This window comes from Micromonospora sp. NPDC047812, from assembly GCF_040704175.1.
Taxonomy (GTDB): Bacteria; Actinomycetota; Actinomycetes; order Mycobacteriales; family Micromonosporaceae; genus Micromonospora.
This window is the reverse complement of record NZ_JBEYRY010000004.1, coordinates 433,673-454,782: the sequence shown is the minus strand read 5'-3', so window position 1 is coordinate 454,782 and position 21,110 is coordinate 433,673. Positions and strand designations below refer to the sequence as shown.

At 75.9% G+C, this 21,110-nt stretch carries 6 protein-coding genes; 5 read left to right on the top strand and 1 reads right to left on the bottom strand.

Annotation, left to right across the window (positions count from 1 at the left end; genetic code table 11):
• The first annotated feature begins 1 nt into the window (after position 1).
• The 5 genes from AB0883_RS19850 to AB0883_RS19830 all read left to right on the top strand — a co-directional run bounded on the left by AB0883_RS19850 (position 2) and on the right by AB0883_RS19830 (position 17,842).
• Entirely contained in the window at positions 2 to 9,508 is a 9,507-nt protein-coding gene (locus AB0883_RS19850; RefSeq protein ID WP_366642634.1) for a type I polyketide synthase, read from the top strand.
• Between the two features lie 25 nt (positions 9,509 to 9,533).
• Positions 9,534 to 15,020, top strand: a complete 5,487-nt coding sequence (locus AB0883_RS19845) for a type I polyketide synthase (protein WP_366642633.1) — start codon at positions 9,534 to 9,536, stop codon at positions 15,018 to 15,020.
• Positions 15,021 to 15,107: 87 nt separating this feature from the next.
• Entirely contained in the window at positions 15,108 to 16,160 is a 1,053-nt protein-coding gene (locus AB0883_RS19840) for an ABC transporter ATP-binding protein (protein WP_366642632.1), read from the top strand.
• Positions 16,157 to 16,996: an ABC transporter permease gene (locus tag AB0883_RS19835; RefSeq protein WP_366642631.1), complete on the top strand. Its 840-nt coding sequence runs from the start codon at positions 16,157 to 16,159 to the stop codon at positions 16,994 to 16,996. Before AB0883_RS19840 ends, AB0883_RS19835 begins: the two co-directional genes overlap by 4 nt.
• A 126-nt stretch (positions 16,997 to 17,122) precedes the next feature.
• Complete coding sequence (locus tag AB0883_RS19830; protein ID WP_366642630.1) at positions 17,123 to 17,842, top strand: glycosyltransferase; 720 nt, start codon at positions 17,123 to 17,125, stop codon at positions 17,840 to 17,842.
• A gap of 66 nt (positions 17,843 to 17,908) precedes the next feature.
• Here the strand turns inward: AB0883_RS19830 and AB0883_RS19825 are convergent, their stop codons facing one another.
• Positions 17,909 to 20,725 (bottom strand): AAA family ATPase, encoded by a 2,817-nt coding sequence (locus tag AB0883_RS19825; protein ID WP_366642629.1) that lies wholly within the window; start codon positions 20,723 to 20,725, stop codon positions 17,909 to 17,911.
• Positions 20,726 to 21,110: the final 385 nt, after the last annotated feature.

The following is a 21,110-nucleotide window of genomic DNA, read 5'->3' as shown; positions in this document are numbered from 1 at the left end:
GATGGCCAACGAAGACAAGCTCCGCGACTACCTCAAGCGGGTCATGGCTGATCTCCACGACACCCGTCGCCGGCTCAGTGAGGCACAGTCCCAGGAACTGGAGCCGGTGGCGATCGTGGCGATGAGCTGCCGGTTGCCGGGCGGGGTGCGCAACCCCGACGACCTGTGGGAGCTGTTGCGGGACGGCCGGGACGCGGTCACCCCCTTCCCCGACGACCGGGGCTGGGACCTGGAGCGCCTCTACCACCCCGACCCCGACCACCCGGGCACCTCGTACGCCCGGGAGGGCGGGTTCGTCGAGGGGGCCGGGGACTTCGACTCCGCCTTCTTCGGCATCTCGCCGCGCGAGGCGTTGACCATGGACCCCCAGCAGCGGTTGCTGCTGGAGACGTCCTGGGAGGCGGTCGAGGCCGCCGGGATCGACCCGGCCTCGCTGCGCGGCAGCCGGACGGGCGTGTTCGTCGGCACCAACGGGCAGGACTACGGCACCCTGCTGATGGTGTCGCCGGACGGCGACGAGGGGCACTCGATGACCGGGGGCGCGGCGGCCGTCGCGTCGGGCCGGGTGTCGTACACCCTCGGCCTGGAGGGGCCCGCCGTCTCCATCGACACGGCCTGCTCGTCGTCGCTGGTGGCCCTGCACCTCGCGGTGCAGGCGCTGCGGGCGGGGGAGTGCGACCTGGCGCTGGCCGGCGGGGTGACCGTGATGGCCACCCCGGGCCTCTACATCGGATCCAGCCGGCAGCGCGCCCTCTCCCCGGACGGGCGGTGCAGGTCGTTCGCGGCCGGCGCCGACGGCGCCGGGTTCTCCGAGGGCGTCGGCTGGCTGCTGGTCGAGCGGCTGTCGGACGCCCGCCGCAACGGCCACCGCGTCCTCGCGGTGGTACGCGGCTCCGCCGTCAACCAGGACGGCGCGTCGAACGGGCTGACCGCTCCGAACGGGCCGGCCCAGCAGCGGGTGATCAGCCAGGCCCTCGCCTCCGCCCGGCTGTCCACGGCGGACGTCGACGTCGTGGAGGCGCACGGCACCGGCACCAAGCTGGGCGACCCGATCGAGGCGCAGGCGCTCATCGCCACGTACGGGCAGGACCGGGGGGAGGCCCCGCCGCTGCTGCTCGGCTCGGTGAAGTCGAACATCGGCCACGCCCAGGCCGCCGCAGGCGTGGCCGGGGTGATCAAGTTGGTGCTCGCCATCCGGCACGGTGTCGTCCCGGCGACGCTGCACGTCGACGCGCCGTCCCCGCACATCGACTGGACGGCCGGCGCGGTGGAACTGGCCACCGAGGCCCGGCCGTGGCCCGAGACGGGACGGGTGCGGCGGGGCGCCGTCTCCTCGTTCGGCATCTCCGGCACCAACGCCCACGTGATCATCGAGCAGCCGGACGAGCCAACCGAGGAACGCCCGTCCGGCTCGACCCCCGGCCTGGTCGCCGCCGACGCGCTCCTCTGGTCGGTGTCGGCCCGGTCGAAGGCCGCCCTGGCCGGGCAGGCCGCCCGGCTCGCGTCGTACCTGCGCCGGCGGGACGGGCTGGACCCGGCCGCCGTGGGCTGGTCCCTGACGGCCACCCGGTCGACGTTCGACCACCGGGCCGCCGTGGTCGGGTCGACCGCCGACGAGCTGCTGGCGGGGCTGGACGCGGTCGCGGCCGGCCTGCCGGCCGGAAACGTGGTCAGCGGTGTGGCGTCGGGCCCCGGCGCGGGCCCGGTCTTCGTCTTCCCGGGTCAGGGCGCGCAGTCGGCGCGGATGGCCGCCGGCCTTGTCGGTCGTACGCCGGTGTTCGACGCGAAGCTGGCCGAGTGCCAGCGGGCCCTCGCCCCGTACCTGGACGTGGACCTGGTGTCGGTGCTGACCGGCGACGACGAGTCGTGGCTGGAGCGGGTCGAGGTCGTGCAGCCCGTGCTGTGGGCCGTCGGCATCGCCCTCGCGGCCGTGTGGCAGCACGCGGGGGTGACCCCGCAGGCGGTGATCGGTCACTCGCAGGGCGAGATCGGCGCCGCGTGCGTGGCCGGCATCCTCAGCCTGGAGGACGCCGCCCGGACCGTCGCGCTGCGTTCCCGCGCCCTGGCGGTGCTGCGGGGCACCGGCACGATGGCGTCGGTGGACCTGTCCGCCGACGCGGTCGCCGAGCGGCTGCCGGCCTTCCCGGGCGTGGGGGTGGCGGCGGTCAACGGACCGTCCACCGTCGTGGTGTCCGGCCCGCCGCAGCACGTCGCCGACCTGGTGGCGGCGTGCCAGGCCGAGGGGATCCGGGCCCGGTTGATCCCCGTGGACTACGCGTCGCACTCGCCCGCCGTGCAGGAGGTCGCCGAGCAGCTGCGCGCCGACCTGGCCGACGTGACGCCGCAGGTCGGCCACACCCGGCTGGTCTCGACGCTGACCGGGGACTGGGCCGACCCGATCTCCATGGGCGCCGACTACTGGTACGACAACCTGCGGCAGACCGTGCGCTTCGACGCCGCCGTGCGGGTCGCGGTCGCCGCCGGGCACACCACGTTCGTGGAGATCAGCCCGCACCCCGTGCTGACGATGCCGGTGACGGCCATCCTCGACGACACCGGGGTCACCGGCCACACCCTGGGCAGCCTGCGGCGGGACGACGACGACGCGACCCGGCTGCTGACCAACCTCGCCACCGCGCACGCCGTCGGCCTGCCCGTCGATCTGACGAGGGTCCTGCCCGCCACGCCCACCGTCGACCTGCCCACGTACGCCTTCGACCACCACCGGTACTGGCCCGCGCCGCCGGCCTTCCTCGCCGCGCCCGACGACGCGCCGGACATCGACGGGTGGCGTTACCGGGTCACCTGGCAGGCCGTGCCCGACCTGCCGCTGACCTGGCTCGCCGGCACCTGGCTCGTCCCGGTACCCGCGGCGCTGGGCGGGGACCCCCTGGTCGCCGACGTGCTGTCGGCGCTCGGCAACTTCGGCGCGGACGTCGTGCCCGTGGAGCTGGACGCCACCGACGACCCGGCGGCGCTGGTCGAACTGCTGGGCGCCGCGCTCGCCGGGCCGGACGGCCCCGTCGCCGTGCTCTCGCTGCTAAGCCTGGACGAGCGGGCGCACCCGGAGCACCCGGCGACCTCGCTGGCCGTCTCGGGCACCGCCCTGCTGGTGCAGGCGCTCGGGGCGCTCGGCGTCGAGGCGCCGCTGTGGTGCGCGACCCGGGGTGCCGTCGCGGCTTGTGCCGACGACCCGGCGCCGAGCCCCGTCGCGGCCTCCGTCTGGGGCCTCGGCCGCGCGGTCGCCCTCGAACACCCCGCTCGTTGGGGCGGCCTGCTCGACCTGCCGGACACCCTCGGCCCACAGGCGGGCGCCCTGCTCTGCGCGGCGCTCGGCGCCGACGGCGAGGACCAGTTCGGCGGTGGCGCGGACCAGTTCGGCGACGGCGACGGCGCGGAGCAGTTCGGCGTCGGCGAGGACCAGCTCGCCGTGCGCGAGTCCGGCGTCTTCGTCCGCCGACTCGCCCGGATCACCGAACCCGAGCCGGCCGCGTCCGGCGACGTGGACGACGCCTGGCGGACGCGCGGCACCGTGCTGATCACCGGCGGCACCGGCGGGCTGGGCGGGCACCTGGCCCGCTGGGCGGCCCGCTCCGGCGCGGCGCACGTCCTGCTGGCCAGCCGGCGCGGCCCGGATGCCCCGGGCGCCGCCGAGCTGGAGGCGGAGCTGACCGACCTCGGCGTACGGGTCACCGTGGCCCGCTGCGACGTCGCCGACCGGGCGCAGGTGGCCGACCTGCTCGCGGCCGTCCCCGCCGACGCCCCGGTGACCGCCGTGCTGCACACCGCCGCCGTCCTCGACGACGGGATCGTGGACACCGTCACCCCGCAGCGCCTGCACACCGTCGCCGCGCCCAAGTGCGCCGCCGCCGTCCACCTGGACGAGCTGACCCGGGACCTCGACCTGGACGCCTTCGTGCTGTTCTCCTCGGTCGCGGGCACCACCGGCAACGCCGGGCAGGGCGCGTACGGGGCGGCGAACGCGTTCCTCGACGCCCTCGCCGAGCGGCGCCGGGCCGAGGGTCTGCCCGCCCTCTCGGTGGCCTGGGGCGCGTGGAGCGGGGCCGGCCTGCCCGCCGACAACGAACGCGCCCAGCAGCGGCTGCGCCGGGGCGGCATGGTCGGCATGGACCCGGACCTGGCCGTCGAGGCCCTCGCCCGGGCGCTGCGGCGCGGCGAGACCACGACCCTGATCGCCGACATCGACTGGACCCGGTTCGCCCCCGCGTTCACCCTGGTCCGGCCCAGCCCGCTGATCGGCGACCTCGCCGAGGTGCGCGAGGCGACGCGGCCGGACCCGCAGGAGGCCGCCGAGGAGGAGCCGGACGTACCGTCGGCCCTGGCGCGGCGCCTCGCCGGGCTCGCCGCGGCGGAGCGCGCCGCGACGCTGCTGGAGCTGGTCCGCCAGTGCGCGGCGACCGCGCTCGGCTACGGCTCGGCCGACGACATCCCGGCCACCCTGCCCTTCCGCGACCTGGGCCTGGACTCGCTGACCGCCGTGGACATGCGCAACTTCCTGGCCACCGCCACCGAACTGCGGCTGCCCGCGACGCTCGCCTTCGACTACCCGAACCCGACGGTGCTCGCCGCGCACCTCGACGAACTGCTCACCGGGGCCGCCCCGGAGGCCACCCCCGCCCCGGCCGCGCCGGCCGAGGACGACGACGACCCGATCGCCATCGTGGCGATGAGCTGCCGCCTGCCCGGCGGGGCGGACACCCCGGAGCAGCTGTGGCAGCTCCTCGCCGCCGGCGGCGACGCGATCGGCGAGTTCCCCACCGACCGGGGCTGGGACCTCGACCGGCTCTTCGACTCCGACCCGGAGAAGGAGGGCACCAGCTACGCCCGCGAGGGCGGCTTCGTCACCGGGGCCGCCGACTTCGACGCCGGGTTCTTCGGCATCAGCCCCCGCGAGGCCCTGGCCATGGACCCGCAGCAGCGGCTCCTGCTGGAGGCGTCCTGGGAGGCGATCGAGCGGGCCGGGATCGACCCGCACGCGCTGCGCGGCAGCCCCACCGGTGTCTTCGTCGGCACCAACTACCAGGACTACCGGAACCTGATGTTCAGCGCCGAGGGCGCCGAGGGGCACCTGATGACCGGCAACGCCGGCAGCGTGCTCTCCGGCCGGGTGTCGTACACCCTCGGGCTGGAGGGGCCCGCCGTCTCGGTGGACACCGCCTGCTCGTCGTCGCTGGTCGCGCTGCACTGGGCCTGCCAGGCGCTGCGCCGCTCGGAGTGCTCCCTCGCCCTCGTCGGCGGCGTCACCGTCATGTCCACCCCCGGGGTGTTCGTCGGCTTCAGCCGGCAGCGGGGGCTCGCCCCGGACAGCCGGGTCAAGGCGTTCGCCTCCGCCGCCGACGGCACCAGCTGGGGCGAGGGCCTCGGCCTGCTGCTCGTCGAGCGGCTCTCCGACGCCCGCCGCAACGGCCACCCCGTGCTCGCGGTGATCCGGGGCAGCGCCGTCAACCAGGACGGCGCCTCCAACGGCCTGACCGCCCCGAACGGGCCGTCGCAGCAGCGGGTGATCCGGCAGGCGCTCGCCAACGCCGGCCTCACCCCGGCCGACGTGGACGCCGTCGAGGCGCACGGCACCGGCACCAAGCTCGGCGACCCCATCGAGGCGCAGGCACTGCTCGCCACGTACGGCCGGGAGCGGCCCGCCGACCAGCCGCTCTGGCTCGGCTCGATCAAGTCCAACATCGGGCACACCCAGGCCGCCGCCGGCGTCGCCGGGATCATCAAGATGGTGCTGGCGCTGCGGCACGGCTACCTCCCGCAGACCCTGCACGTCGACGAGCCGACCGACCAGGTGGACTGGACCGTCGGCGCGGTCGAGCTGCTCGACGAGGGCCGCCCGTGGCCGGTCACCGGCCACCCGCGCCGGGCCGCCGTCTCCTCGTTCGGCATCAGCGGCACCAACGCGCACACCATCCTGGAGCAGGCCCCGGAGCCGTCCTTCGTGGAGCCGCCCACGGGGGACCCGGCCCGGCTGCCGGTGGTGCCGGTGCTGCTGTCGGGACGTACGGCGGTCGCGCTGGCCGCCCAGGCGGACCGCTGGGCCGAGCAGCTCACCGGCCTGGAGGCCCCCCGGACGGTCGACGTCGGCTGGTCGTCGGCGGTCTCCCGGGCCACCCTGGAGCACCGGGCCGTCGTCCTCGCCACCGACCGGATCGCGCTGGGCGCCGGGCTGCGCGCCCTCGGCGCCGGCGAGGACTCGCCGCTGGTGGTCACCGGCGTGGCCGCGTCCCGGCCGAAGGTGGCGTACCTGTTCTCCGGGCAGGGGGCGCAGCGGGCCGGGATGGGGCGCGAGCTGGCCGAGGCGTTCCCCGTCTTCGCCGCCGCGCTCGACGAGGCCTGCGCCACCCTCGACCCGCACCTGCCCCGCCCGCTGAAGCCGCTGCTCTTCGCCGAGCCCGACACCCCCGAGGCCGAGTCGCTGGACCGGACCGAGTTCACCCAGCCGGCGCTCTTCGCCGTGGAGGTGGCGCTGTTCCGGCTGTTCGAGGCGTGGGGTGTCCGCCCCGACGCGGTCGCCGGGCACTCCATCGGCGAGTTCGCCGCCGCCCACGCCGCCGGGGTGCTCTCCCTGGCCGACGCCGCCGAGCTGGTCGCCGCCCGGGGCCGGCTGATGCAGGCGCTGCCGGCCGGCGGGGCGATGCTCGCCATCGCCGCCACCGAGGCCGAGGTGACCGCCGCGCTCGGCGACCGCGCCGACCGGGTCTCCGTCGCCGCCGTCAACGGTCCCGCCGCCGTCGTGGTGTCCGGGGCCGGCGACGCCGTCGAGGAACTGGCCGCGGAGTGGACCGCCCGGGGCGTCCGGATCCGGCGGCTGACGGTCAGCCACGCGTTCCACAGCCCGCTGATGGAACCGGTGCTCGACGACCTGGCTGCCGTCGCCGGACGGCTGCGGTACCAGGAGCCGACCATCCCGATGATCTCCACCGTCACCGGCACGCCGGTCGACGCGGCGGAGATCGGCACGCCGGAGTACTGGGCGCGGCACGCCCGCGACGCCGTGCGCTTCGCCGACGCCGTCACGGCGCTGCGGGAGCGCAACGTCACCGGCTACGTCGAGATCGGCCCGGACGGGGTGCTCACCGCCCTCGCCCAGGCCGTCCTGGCCGAGGACGCCCCGACCGGCGGCCGGGCCCCGCTGGTCGTGCCCGCCCTGCGCCGCGACCGTTCCGAGCCGACCACCCTGCTGCGGGCGGTCGCCGCGCTGCACACCCACGGCGTCTCCCCGGACTGGTCCGCCCTCTACGACGGCACCGGCGCGCAGCGGGTCGACCTGCCCACCTACACGTTCGACCGGCAGCGCTACTGGCCGGAGCCGCCGCCCTGGGCCGCCCTGGCGGCCGAGGACGACCGCACCGACGTCGAGCGCCGCTTCTGGGCGGCCGTCGAGGCCGAGGACCTCGAGTCGCTGGCCCGCGACCTGGACGTGCACCGCGACCAGCCGTTCGGGACCGTGCTGCCCGCCCTGTCCGCGTGGCGGCGGCGCGGCCGCGAGCGGGCCCTGGTCGACGGCAGCCGGTACCGGGTCGTCTGGGAGCCCATCGAGGAGGCACCGGAGGAGCAGGATCCCGGCCGCTGGCTGGTGCTGCTGCCCGCCGACCGGGCCGACGATCCCGACCTGAACTCCTGCACCTGGGCCCTGGGCACCGAGGTGACCATCGTGCCCGTGGACACCGCCGCGGATTCCGACGAGCTGTGCGGAGGGTTCGCCGACGTGCTCACCGAGGCCCTCGGCGAGGGCGGGGCGCCGCTGTCGATCCTCTCCTTCCTGGGCCTCGACGACGCCCCGTACGCCGAGCACCCGGCGCTGCCGCGTGGCCTGGCCGCGACCGTGCACCTGCTCCAGCAGCTCGTCGACCTCGACGCCCCGGCCCGGCTCTGGTGCGTCACCCAGGGCGCCGTCGGGGTCGGCGACGGCGACGTCCCGGCCAACCCGCGGCAGGCGATGCTGTGGGGCCTGGGCCGGGTGGCCGCGCTGGAACAGCCCGCCCGCTGGGCCGGCCTGGTCGACCTGCCCACCGACCTCGAACCCTGGACGGCGATGCGGCTCGGCGGCATCCTCACCGGCGGCGGCCTGGAGGACCAGCTCGCCGTCCGCGAGTCCGGGGTGCTGGTGCGGCGGCTCGTCCCGGCCGTCACCGCGGGGGACCCCGCGCCGTGGCAGCCCCGGGGCACGGTGCTGATCACCGGCGGCACCGGCGCGCTCGGCGGGCACGTGGCCCGCTGGGTGGCCGGCGCCGGCGCGGAACGGGTGGTGCTGACCAGCCGGCGGGGCACCGACACCCCCGGCGCCGCCGAGCTGCTCGCCGAGCTGACCGGCCTCGGGGTGGACTGCCGGGTCGCCCGCTGCGACGCCGCCGACCGGAGCGCGGTGGCCGAACTCCTGGCCGACCTGGGGCGGGAGGGACCGCCGCTGCGCGCGGTGGTGCACGCCGCGGGCGTCAGCGAGGTGGTGCCGCTGGCCGACACCACCCTGGAGGACCTGGCGTACGTCATCGCCCCGAAGCTGTCCGGCGCCGAGCACCTCGACGAGCTGCTCGACGGCACCGAGCTGGACGCGTTCGTGCTCTTCTCGTCCATCTCGGCGGTGTGGGGCAGCGGCGGGCAGGGCGCGTACGCGGCCGGCAACGCCTACCTCGACGCGCTCGCCGAGCGGCGGCGCGGCCGGGGACTGCCGGCCACGTCCGTGGCGTGGGGACCGTGGACCGAGTCGGGCATGTTCACCGAGGGCGCGCCGGAGCAGCTGCGCCGCCGTGGCCTGCGGGTGATGCCGCCGGGCGTGGCGATGGCCGGGCTGCGGCACGCCCTGGCCGCCGGGGACACCTGCGTCACCGTCGCCGACGTCGACTGGGCCACCTTCGCGCCGCTGTTCACCTCGCTGCGGCCCAGCCCGCTGCTGGCCGACCTGCCGGCCGTACGCGAGCTGGCCGTCGCCCCCGCCGACGTGCCGGACGCGTCCGCGCCCGTCGCCCGGGACCTGCTCGCCGAGTTGCGGGCGCTGCCCGGTGACGAGCGGCGGGCCGCGCTGCTGGAGATGGTGCGCGTCGACGCGGCGAAGGTGCTCGGCCACTCCTCCGCCGACGTGATCGAGACGGACCGGGGCTTCCTGGACCTCGGCTTCGACTCGCTCACCGCGGTGGAGCTGCGCAACCTGCTCACCGCGGCGACCGGGCACGACCTGCCCACCACGGTCGTCTTCGACTACCCGACCCCGGCCGGCCTGGCCGACCACCTGTACGAGGAGCTGTTCGAGGACGGCGACGGGGAGTTCGGTGACGACGGCGACGAGGAGTCGGTCCGCCGGGCCCTCGCCGCGATCCCGCTCGACGAACTGCGGCGGACGGGCCTGCTCGACCAGCTGCTCCAGCTGGCCCGCACGAGCGCCGGCACCCCGGCCGTGGCGCCCGCCGCCCCGGCCGCGCCGGAGGCCCAGATCCACGAACTCGACGTCGCCGGCCTGGTCCGGATGGCCCTGGAAGGCTCCGACTCGTGACCCGGCCGGCCCTGAGGAGCCCCCGATGAGTGTTTCCCTGGACGAGGTCGTCGGCGCGCTGCGCGCGTCCCTGCTCGACAACCAGAAGCTCAAGCAGCAGAACCAGCAGCTCACCGCCGCGCTCAGCGAGCCGGTGGCGATCATCGGAATGAGCTGCCGGTTCCCCGGCGGCGTCGGGTCGCCGGAGCAGCTGTGGGACCTGGTGGCCGCCGGCACCGACGCGATGTCGGCGTTCCCCGACGACCGGGGCTGGGACCTGGGGGCGCTCTACGACCCCGATCCCGACCCGGACAGCCGGGGCACGTCGTACGTGCGGGAGGGCGGGTTCCTCTACTCCGCCGGGGACTTCGATCCCGCCTTCTTCGGCATCAGCCCCCGCGAGGCCCTCGCCATGGACCCGCAGCAGCGGCTGCTGCTGGAGACCGCCTGGGAGGCGTTCGAGCGGGCCGGCATCGACCCGGCCACGCTGCGCGGCACGCCCACCGGCGTGTACGCGTCGACCAGCAGCCAGGGCGACTACGCCGCGCTGCTCACCGGGGTCAGCGGCGGCGTCGAGGGCTACCTCGGCACCGGTAGCGCCGCCGCCGTGGCCAGCGGCCGGATCTCGTACGCCCTGGGGTTGGAGGGGCCCGCGGTCACCGTGGACACCGCCTGCAGTTCGTCCCTGGTCGCGTTGCACCTCGCCTGCCAGGCGCTGCGGCTGGGGGAGTGCACCATGGCGCTGGTTGGCGGGGTGTCGGTGATGGCCACCCCGACCGTCTTCGTGGAGTTCTCCCGGCAGCGCGGCCTGTCCACCGACGGCCGGTGCAAGTCGTTCGCCGCCGCCGCCGACGGCACCGGCTGGTCCGAGGGGGCCGGCATGCTGCTGGTCGAGCGGCTGTCCGACGCCCGCCGCAACGGCCACCCGATCCTCGCCGTGGTGCGCGGCAGCGCGGTCAACCAGGACGGGGCGAGCAGCGGGCTGACCGCCCCGAACGGCCCGTCCCAGCGCCGGGTGATCCGGCAGGCCCTCACCAACGCGGGGCTGACCGCCGACCAGGTGGACGTCGTCGAGGCGCACGGCACGGGCACCACGCTCGGCGACCCGATCGAGGCGCAGGCGTTGCTGGCCACGTACGGCAAGGACCGCCGCGCCGACCGGCCGTTGTGGCTGGGGTCGGTGAAGTCGAACATCGGGCACACCCAGGCCGCCGCCGGTGTGGCCGGGGTGATGAAGATGGTGCTGGCGATGCGGCACGGGGTGCTGCCGCCCACCCTGCACGTGGACGAGCCCACCCCGCACGTCGACTGGTCGGCCGGTGCGGTGTCCCTGCTGACCGGGGCGCAGCCCTGGCCGGAGACCGGGCAGCCGCGTCGGGCCGGGGTCTCCGCGTTCGGCATCAGCGGCACCAACGCGCACGTCATCGTCGAGCAGGCCGAAGAGGCGGACACCCACCGCGCCCGGCCGGCCGGTACGCCCGCCCCGCCGACCCCCTGGATCGTCTCCGCCCGGTCCGCGCCGGCCCTGGCCGGGCAGGCCCGGCGACTGCTGGACCACCTCGGGGCGCATCCCGAGCTGGCTCCCGCCGACGTGGCGTACTCCCTGGTCACCACCCGGGCGGCGTTGCCGCACCGCGCCGCCGTGATCGGCGACGACCCCGACGGGCTGCTGGCCGGCCTGCGTGCGGTCGCCGAGGAGCGCAACGCCCCCGGCGTGGTGCGCGGGGTGGCCCGCCAGGCCGGCAAGGTCGCGTTCCTCTTCACCGGCCAGGGCGCCCAGCGCCTCGGCATGGGCGCCGAGCTGTGCCGCCGGTTCCCGGTTTTCGCCGCCGCCTACGACGAGGTGGCCGGGGAGCTGGACCGGCACCTGAGCCGGCCGCTGCGGGAGGTGGTCTTCGCCGAGCCCGGCTCGCCCGAGGCGGTGCTGCTGGACCGCACCGAGTTCACCCAGCCGGCGCTGTTCGCCTACGAGGTCGCCGCCTACCGGCTGGTCACGGCGTGGGGGCTGCGCCCGCAGCACCTGCTCGGCCACTCGGTCGGCGAGCTGGCCGCAGCGCACGTCGCCGGCGTGCTGTCGCTGGCCGACGCGGCGGCGCTGGTGGCTGCCCGGGGCCGGCTGATGCAGCAACTGCCGGCCGGCGGGGCGATGCTGGCGGTGCGGGCCTCCGAGGCCGAGGTGACGCCGCTGCTCGACGAGCGGGTGTCGCTGGCCGCCGTGAACGGTCCCCGGTCGGTGGTGCTCTCCGGCGACGAGGAAGCCGTGCTCGCGGCGGGTGCGCGGCTCGCCGCCGAGGGCCGGCGGTCCCGCCGGCTGCGGGTCAGCCACGCCTTCCACTCCGCCCGGATGGACGGCATGCTGGCCGACTTCCGGGTCGTCGCGGAGAAGGTCACCTGGCATCCGCCGACCCTGCCGGTCGTCTCCGACCGCACCGGCGAGGCGCTCACCGCCGCCCAGGCCACCGACCCGGGCTACTGGGTCGACCACGTCCGGGACACCGTCCGCTTCCACGAGGGCGTCGCCACCCTGGCCGCCGCCGGCGTGGCGACCTTCCTGGAGCTCGGCCCCGACGGCGCCCTGACCGCGCTGGCCCGCGAGTGCCTGCCCGACGTCGAGCCGGCGGCCTTCGTGCCGCTCGGCCGCCGGGACCAGCCCGAGCCGGCCACCCTGCTCGCCGCGCTCGCCGCCGTCGACCTGCGCGGGGCCGGGGTGGACTGGCCGGCCCTCTTCGCCGGCAGCGACGCCGCGCGCGTCGAGCTGCCCACCTACGCCTTCCACCACGAGCGCTACTGGCCGGATCCGCCCGCCGTCGACCTGCGTCAGCCGGTCGCGCCGAGCGACGACGAGGAGTTCTGGGCCGCCGTGGCGGAGGACCGGCCGGCCGCGCTGGCCGCCGCGCTCGGCCTGGACGCCGACCGGCAGGAGGCGCTCGCCGAACTGTTGCCCGCCCTGGCGTCCTACCGGGACCGGCGACGTCGCGGCTCCGCGCTGGACGGGCTGCGGTACCGCGCCGACTGGGTCCGCGTCGCCGTGCCCCCCGCCGCCGCGGCGACCGGCGAATGCCTGGTGGTGGCCGGGGCGGGGACCGACGCCACGGCCGTGCTGGCCGCCCTGCGCGCCGAGGGCCTGGACCCGGTGCTCGTGCGCGTGGGCGACGACCCGGACGAGGTCGCCCGCGCCCTGCCCGACGGGGGCGCCCCGTCGGTCGTGGTCTCGCTGCTGGCGGCGGGGGAGCCGGCCGGGGCCACCGGGACGGTCGCGCTGGCGGGGACGGCCGCGCTCGTGCGGGCCCTCGGCGGCGCCGGGAGCGACGCGCCGGTGTGGACCGTGACCCGGGGAGCCGTGGCCGTCGACGCGGCCGATCCCGCGCCCGGCGTCGCCGGCGCGTACCTCTGGGGTCTGGGTCGGGTGCTGGCGTTGGAACACCCGCGCCTGTGGGGCGGGCTGGTCGACCTGCCGGCGGAGCCGGACGACGCCGCGCTCGCCGCGCTCGCCCGGCTCGTCGCGGCCGGCGGCGACGAGGACCAGCTGGCGGTGCGCTCCGGCGGGGTGTACGCGCGGCGGCTGTCGCGCGCCCCGGCCGGTGCCGCCGCCGACGCGGACTGGCGGCCCCGGGGCGCGGTCCTGGTGCACGGGACCGCGGCGGTGCGCACCCCGCACCTGCTGCGGTGGCTCGCCGACCGCGGCGCGACCCACCTCGTCCTCGCCGGCGCCGGGGCGCCCGCCGCCGCGATCGGCCGGGACGTCGCCGTCACCGTCGTCGACGACCTCGACGGGCTGTCCGGGGCGCTGGACCGGCTGGCCGCCGCCGGCACCGTCGTCCGCACCGTCCTGCACGTCGCCGACTCCGACGGGGCCGGCGACCCGGTCGCGGCGCTGGACCCGCGCGACCTGGCCCACGCCGTGGCCGCCCGCACCGCCGCGGTGGAGCTGCTCGACCGGGCCTGCGCCGGCCGGCCGGTCGACGAGTTCGTCGTCTTCACCTCCACCGCCGCCGTCTGGGGCAGCGGCGGAGCGGCGGTCGCCGCCGCCGCCGGCGCCGGGCTGGAGGCGCTGGCCGCCGGCCGGCGCGCCGCCGGCCACCCGGCCACCGTCGTCGCATGGGTGCCCTGGGCGGACGAGGTCACCGACCCGGCGCAGCTGCGCCGCCGGGGGGTCCGCCCGCTCCCCGCCGAACTGGCCGTGTCCGCACTTCAACAGGCCGTGGGCCGCGGCGACGACCAGCTCGCGGTCGCCGACCTCGACTGGCCGGCGTTCGTGCCGGCCTTCACGGCCGTACGGCCCGCTCCGCTGCTGCGCGGCGTGCCCGAGGCGGCGGTCGCCGCGGACCGGGACGCCGGCCGCGATGGCGAGGCGACCGACCCGGCCCGCGTGCTGCGGGACCGGCTGGCCGGCACCCCGGCCGGCGATCGGCACGGGATCCTGCTGGACCTGGTCCGGGCGCGCGTGGCCACGGTGCTCGGGCACGCCTCGCCCGGGGCGGTCGAGGCCGACCGGGACTTCCTGGAACTCGGCTTCGACTCGCTGACCGCCCTGGAACTGCGCGACGCGCTGCGCCAGGAGACCGGGGCGGAGCTGTCGGCCACCCTGCTCTTCGACCACCCCACCCCTACGGCGCTGGCCCACCACCTGCTCGGCCAGCTCGTCGGCGCGGACGCGGCCGGGGCCGCCCCGGACGCCGCCGGGGGAGCCGCCCCGCAGAGCGCCGGTGGTGGCCTGCTCGGTGGGTTGTTCAACCAGCCGAAGGCGCGCGAGGACCCCGCCGGGTACGCCGAACTCCTGGTCAAGCTCGCCCAGTTCCGGCCCAGCTTCAGCGAACCGGCGCAGCTCACCCGCCCGGCCGGCATCCTGCGGCTGGCCGAGGGGGATGCGGGGGCGCAGCTGGTGTGCTGCTGCACCATGTCCCTGCTCTCCGGCGCCCACGAGTACGCCCGGCTCGCCTCCGGATTCCGGGGGGTGCGCAACGTCTGGGCCCTGCCCAACCCCGGGTTCGGCGTGGGCGAGGAACTGCCCGCCGACCTCGACGCCCTGCTGCGGGTGCACGCCGACACGGTGCTGCGCGCCGTCGGCGCCGGCCCGTTCGTGCTGGCCGGTCACTCGGGCGGCGCGATGGTGGCCAACCTGCTCGCCGGCGAGCTGGAACGCCAGGGCCGGGTGCCGGACGCGGTGGTGCTGATGGACACCTACCCGGCGAACAGCGAGGTGCTCGGCGGGTGGGTGCCGCAGCTGCTCGACGGGATGATCGACCGGGACAGCGCGTACACGCCGATGGACGACTGGCGGACGACCGCGTGGGCCGGCTACCTGCCCCTGTTCCTGGACTGGCAGCCGACCGAGATGGCGGCGCCGACCCTGCTGGTCCGGGCCAGCGAGCCGTTGGGGGAGTGGGACGGCGAACCGGACGGCTGGCGCTCCCGCTGGCCCTACCCGCACGAGGTGGCCGACGCCGCTGGTGACCACTTCAGCATGGTCGCCGACCGGGGGCCGGAACTCGCCGGCACGCTACAGCGGTGGCTGACCGCGCGGGGCCTGTGACCGTTCCCGCCCCTGGCGTGCCCCTAGCGCCCCCTATCGGCGCACACACATCTATCGGACCGACGTTTCAGGACGGAGCATGACGACGTGGACGAGGCAGTGGTGGTCACGGAGCTGGTCAAGCGGTACCAGCCCAACATGCCACCGGCGGTGGACGGACTGAGTTTCTCCGTCGCCGCCGGTGAGGTCTTCGGCCTGCTCGGGCCGAACGGCGCGGGCAAGACGACGACGATCGGGGTGCTGACCACTCGGGTGCGGGCCACCTCGGGCCGGGCCCGGGTGTGTGGCGCCGACGTGATCGGCGCGCCCGCCGTCGCGCGGCAGTTGCTGGCGGTCGTACCGCAGCGGGTGAACCTGGACCGGGCGCTGACCGTCCGGCAGAACCTGCTGTTCCACGCGGCGTACCACCGGGTGCCCCGGGCGGAGCGCATCCGGCGGGCGGACGAGTTGCTGGACCAGATGGGCCTCAAGGACTTCGCGAACCACCGTACCGACTTCCTGTCCGGCGGCCTCGCCCAGCGCACGATGATCGCCCGCGCGCTGATGCACTCGCCCCGGGTGCTCTTCCTCGACGAGCCGTCCGCGGGCCTCGACCCGCAGTCCCGGCTCTTCGTGCACGACCGGATCGCCGAGCTGAAGCGGGCCGGGGTGACCGTGGTGGTGACCACGCACGACATGGACGAGGCGGAGAAGCTCTGCGACCGCGTCGGCATCGTCGACCACGGCAAGCTGCTCACCCTGGACACCCCGTCCGCGCTGACCCGTACGCTGCCGGGCAGCAGCACCCTGACCCTCGTGGTGACCCCCGGCGCCCCCGCCGAGGAGGTGCGGGCCGCGCTCGACGCGATCCCGGACGTGGAGCAGGTGGAACACTTCAAGGTGGCCGCCCCGGCGCCCGCCGCCGCGCCGGCGTTCCCCGGCATGCCGGCGATGCCGATGCCCGCGCCGGCCCCCGACGCGCCCGCCGATCCGGACGCCCCGCTCTCCTTCCGGGTCTACACCAGCGGTCAGCCGGCCAACGCCATCCCGATGGCGATGAAGATCCTCGCCGACCTGGGCTGCGAGGTTCGTGACCTCAACATCGGCCAGCCCAGCCTGGAAGATGTCTTCATCCACCTGACCGGAAGGGAACTTCGGTGAGCGTCGCCGCCCCCGCCCCCCCGTCCGCGCCCTCGACGGCCGCGGCGCCGCCGCCGGTGAGCGCGCTGGACCAGTTCGCCACGTTCCGCGCGGTGCTCTCGCGGGACCTGTTCGTCACCGGCCGGGAGCTGGTCGGGTTCCTGCTCCAGGTCTTCATCCAGCCGCTGTTCATGCTGCTGATCTTCGGCAAGGTGCTCAGCGACCTGGGCTATGCCAGCGACGACTTCTCAAACGTGCTGCTGCCCGGCGTCATCGCGCTGAACGCCTTCCTGATCGGGCTGGAGAACACCGCGCTGCCGATGATGATGGACTTCTCCTTCACCCGGGAGATCGAGGACCGCCTCCTGTCGCCCATGGCGATTCCGTTGGTGGCCCTGGAGAAGATCGTCTTCGGCGGCATCCGCGGCCTGATCGCCGGCGTGGTGCTGATCCCGGTCGGCATGCTCATGCTCGGTGTCACCTGGCCCTGGGCGGTCGTGCTCAAGGTGATCGGGGTGTTGGCGATCGGCGCGCTGGTCGGCGCGGCCGTCGGCCTCGCCTTCGGCACGCTGGTGCCGACGCAGCACATCCAGATCATGTTCACCGTGGTGATGACCCCGATCATGTTCACCGGCGCGACCCAGTTCCCGCTGCTCGGCCTGGACTCGCTGCGCTGGTACCAGGTGATCTGCTCGCTGAACCCGCTGACCTACATCAGCGAGGGGACCCGGTCGCTCGTCGGTCCGCCGGGGGTCGAGTCGCTGCCGCTCTGGCTGTCCATGTGCGTCCTCGCCGGGGTCTTCGTGGTGTTCTCGATGATCGGCATGCGTGGCTTCATGCGCCGCGCCATGGACTAACTCGACAGGATCCGATCCGCCGATGGCCCGAGCCGCTCCTGCGGCCCGGGCCATCGGCGTCGGTGTCGCCGGTGACACCTCGGCCCGTCCGGCCCGCCGGATCGCGAGACCCGGCAGCTGCCCTTCGTGGTCAGCGTCTCGCTGCCGCCGTCCAACTTCCTCCAGGAGCAGCTGCCGTCGCGCTACCCCGCCCCGTTCTCGGGGCTGCCGGAGCGGATGACGCCCCGGCAGCAGGCGGCCAACGTCGGCGACGACGAGCTGACCCGATGGCTCGACGAGCACCCCTCGGTGGTCTACGTCGGGTTCGGCACCATCATGCGACTGTCGCGCCGGCAGGTGGACGCGATCGTCGAGATCGCCGACCGGCTCGGGCCCGAGCACGCCGTGCTGTGGAAGGTGCCCGCGCGCCAGCAGCACCTCCTGCCGCCGGCGGAGCGGCTGCCGGGCAACCTGCGGGTGCTGGCGTGGGTGCCGTCGCAGCACCGGGTGCTGGCCCACCCGCACGTGCGGGTCTTCTTCGACCACGGCGCCGCCAACGCCATCCACGAGGCCGTCCACTTCGCCGTACCGCAGCTGGTGATGCCCTTCTGGCTGGACTGCCCCGACGGGGCGGTGCGCGCGGTCGACAGCGGGGTGGCGCTGTCCGTCGAGCGCGCCGACTCGCTGGACGTCGAGGACGTCCTCGGCAAGCTGGAGCGGCTGCTGGGCGAGGAGACGTTCCGGGCGCGGGCGCGGCTGTGGAGCCGCCGGATGCGGCAGGCCGGCGGGGTCACCCCCGCCGACCTCGTGCTGCGGCACCGCGACGAGGCGGCGGCCCGTCGTGGCGTCGGGCTGGCCGTCGGCTGAGCTTCCGGTCGTCGTACGCGTCGCAGGGGCGCGGTGGCCCACACCACCGCGCCCCTGCGACGTCCGTCAGGACGCGGCGCCCTGGGTCTCGTCGGCCAGCGCCTCCGCGTACGCGACGAGCCGGGACGGCAGGTCCGTGCGCCGCTTGACGTCCAGCTTGCGGTAGACCCGGGTGAGGTGCTGCTCCACCGTGCTCACGGTGATGAAGAGCTTGCTGGAGATCTGCCGGTTGGTGTGCCCCTGGGCGGCCAGCGCGGCGACCCGCCGTTCGGCGTCGCTCAGTCCGTCGTCCGGCTCCTGCATCTCGGCGGCGGCCGGGTACGCCGGCAGTCCGCTGCCCGGCTCCCGGCGGATCAGCCGCTGGGCCAGCACCGACGCCCCGCAGTCCTGGGCGAGCTGGTAGGCCCGGCGGACGAGCAGTCGGGCGCGGGCGGAGTCCCCGGCGCGTTGGAGCGTCTGACCGGTGTCGCCGAGGGCCCGGACGAGTTCCAGCCGGTCGCCGCTGGACTGCAACAGGTTGACCGCCTCGGAGAGCAGCTTGCGCCGGTGGTCCTGGGCGGCGGTGGTGGCGAGCAGCCGGAGCGTGCGACCACGGGTGCGGTCGTCGACCCCGTGCGGCACCCGCAGCTGCTCCTGGAGCAGCTGGGTGGCCTGCGTCTTGTTGCCGACGCTGAGCTGCACCCGGGCCAGCTCCAGCCGCCACGGCACCAGTCCGGCCGCGTCGATGCCCCAGGTACGCATCAGCTCGCCGCAGCGCCGCAGGTCGGTGGTGGCGGCGTGCGGCCGGCGCACGGCCAGGTGGTGCCGGGCCCGGGCGGCCAGGTAGTGCAGGCCCAGCGGCGTGCGGAACATGCCGGGCGGGACGGGGTGGGCGAGCCACCGCTCGGCCTCCGGGAACCGGCCCGACTCGGTCGCGCAGGCGACCAACGTGGCCAGCGGGCCGGCGACCGCCACCCCCCAGGCCGGGGCGGGCATGTCCTCCAGGGCGGCCCGCGCGTGGTGCTCCGCGCCGGGCAGGTCGCCGACGCGCAACGCCGCCTCCGCCCGGACGGCCCGGATGACGGCCCGCCACACCGGGGCGTGCTGGGCGGCCGGCCGGCCGAGCAGCACGTCGCCCCAGACCGCGGCCCGGTCGGACCGACCCGCCCAGAGCAGCGCCAGCAGGGGAGCGGTCAGCAGACCCAGCGCGCCGTCGTCGGTGTGGTGGCGCTGGAGAAGCTGCTCGGCGGTGGCCACGGTGTCGTTGTCCGCAGCCGGCGTCAGCGCGGTGCCGAGCACCGTCACCGCCTGGAGCAGCGGGCTGATCGTGGTCGGCGCGTTCGCCGCCCGGCTCCAGGTGCTCGGGGTCTCCCGCACGGTGGCCAGGTGGTCCGGGTGGGAGAGGGAGACCAGCAGCTGCATCATCCGCAGGCGACCGGCCGTGCCGGCCGAGGCGTGCTCCTCGTCCGACGCGACGGCGCTGACCGCCTCGGCGGCCTCGTCCACCCGGCCCTGCCAGAGCAGGTAGGGCACGGCGGACAGGCCCGCGTCGGTGGACCAACCGGCGGCCCGCGCCGTCTCCACCAGCTCGGTGAGCTGCCCATTCACGGTCAGCGGGTTGATCTGCCAGCGGGCGTTCACCAGCATCTCGGTGGTGGCGGTCCGCTGCTGCGCGTCCACGGGGGCGCGGGAGAGCAGGCGCAGGCAGGCGGCGGCCACGTCGGGCCGGCCCGACGCCAGCGCGTGGCCGGCGGCGTCCTGGAGCACCGGCACCATCCAGGGCGCGCTCGCCGCGCCGGCGGCCACGAGGTGCTCGGCGACCACGCTCGGCTCGGCGCCGTGGTCGTGCAGCACCTCGGCGGCCCGCTGGTGCAGGCTGCGCCGTTCGTCGGCCGACATGTCGCCCAGGATCGAGCGCAGGATGCGCGGGTGGCGCAGCTGGTCGGCCTCCATCAGACCCGAGGTACGCAGCACCCGTACCGCCGGGGCCGTCGACTCGGGCACCACGTCGAGGAGGTGGCCGAGCAGTTCGGTCGTCGCGGGCCGGTTGAGCACCGCCAGCGCCTGGGCCACCCGGCGCACCCCCGGCTCGTGCCGGTAGAGGCAACCGAGCACGGCCTGGTCGAACGCGTCGCCGACCGACGGGCCGTAGTCGTCGCTCGTCTCCCCGCTGGCCTGCTCCTCGAGCAGCGCCCGGGTGAGCAGCGGATTGCCACCGGTCATGCGGACGCAGCGTTCCGCCGTCCGCCGGGCGTCGGCGTTGTCGGCTTCGCCGCCGACCAGCCGGGCGACGGCGTCGACGGTCAGCGGTGGCAGGCCGATCCGGGAGAAGTGCGGCTGGCTGAGCAGCTCGGCCCGGAACAGCGGGTGCGGCGGGCGCAGCGTCGAGGCCTCCGCGAGCACGACCATGATCCGGGCGTGGCGCAGCCGGCGGGTCACGTAGAGAAGGCAGTGCAGCGAGGCCGGGTCCGCGTGGTGCACGTCGTCGACGGCGAGGACCAGGGGCCCGGCGGCGGTCAGGTCGAGCAGGGCGGCGAAGAGTCCGTGCAGCAGCGGCGCCCAGGCCCGGTCGCCGTCGGCCGCCTCACCGCCGGGCTCGGGCAGCGGTACGGCGAAGGTGCCGTCCCGCATCAGCTTCTCGACCCGGGCCGCCGCCTCCGGCGTCAGCCGTGCACTGTGGAACAGCTGCCCGATCACTCCCAGGTGGAGCCCCCGCTCGGCCCGGGAGCCCGCGGCGCTCATCACCTGCCCGCCGGCGCCCGCCGCCCACTCGCTGAACGACTCCAGCAGGCTCGTCTTGCCGCTGCCCACGGCGCCGGTGACCAGCGCGACGTGGCCGCGCTGCTGGTCCTCACAAGCTCGGAATGCGCGCCGGAGACGGGTGGTCTGTTCCTCTTGCTGCACCAACACCAGCGTGTCAGCCCCTCTCGTACGCGGCGCGGGACCGGGAACCCCGGTGTGACCGACGCCGCCTCCCCCTTGCCGGACAGCCGCCCCCTCCACCCGCGTCTTCCGGGTAGGGGTGGAGCGCACCGGGCCGCCGTGCCGGGTGGACCTGGAAATCTTTCGCCGGACCCGGGGTTCTCGCCGTACGGTCCGCGTGCTGAGGGGAGTCTGGCACCGGCGCGGGTGTGCGACAACGGGCGCGAGACCCCATCGTTTCGCGCACAAACCTGCGGCCCTGAAACGCATTTAGGGGTTGCGCGGAGCGCGGTGAGGGGTGTCGAACTCGACCCGGCGGGGGAGGTGGCCACCCGATGAGTGGCTGGTGTCGGGTGTGCGGCTTGAT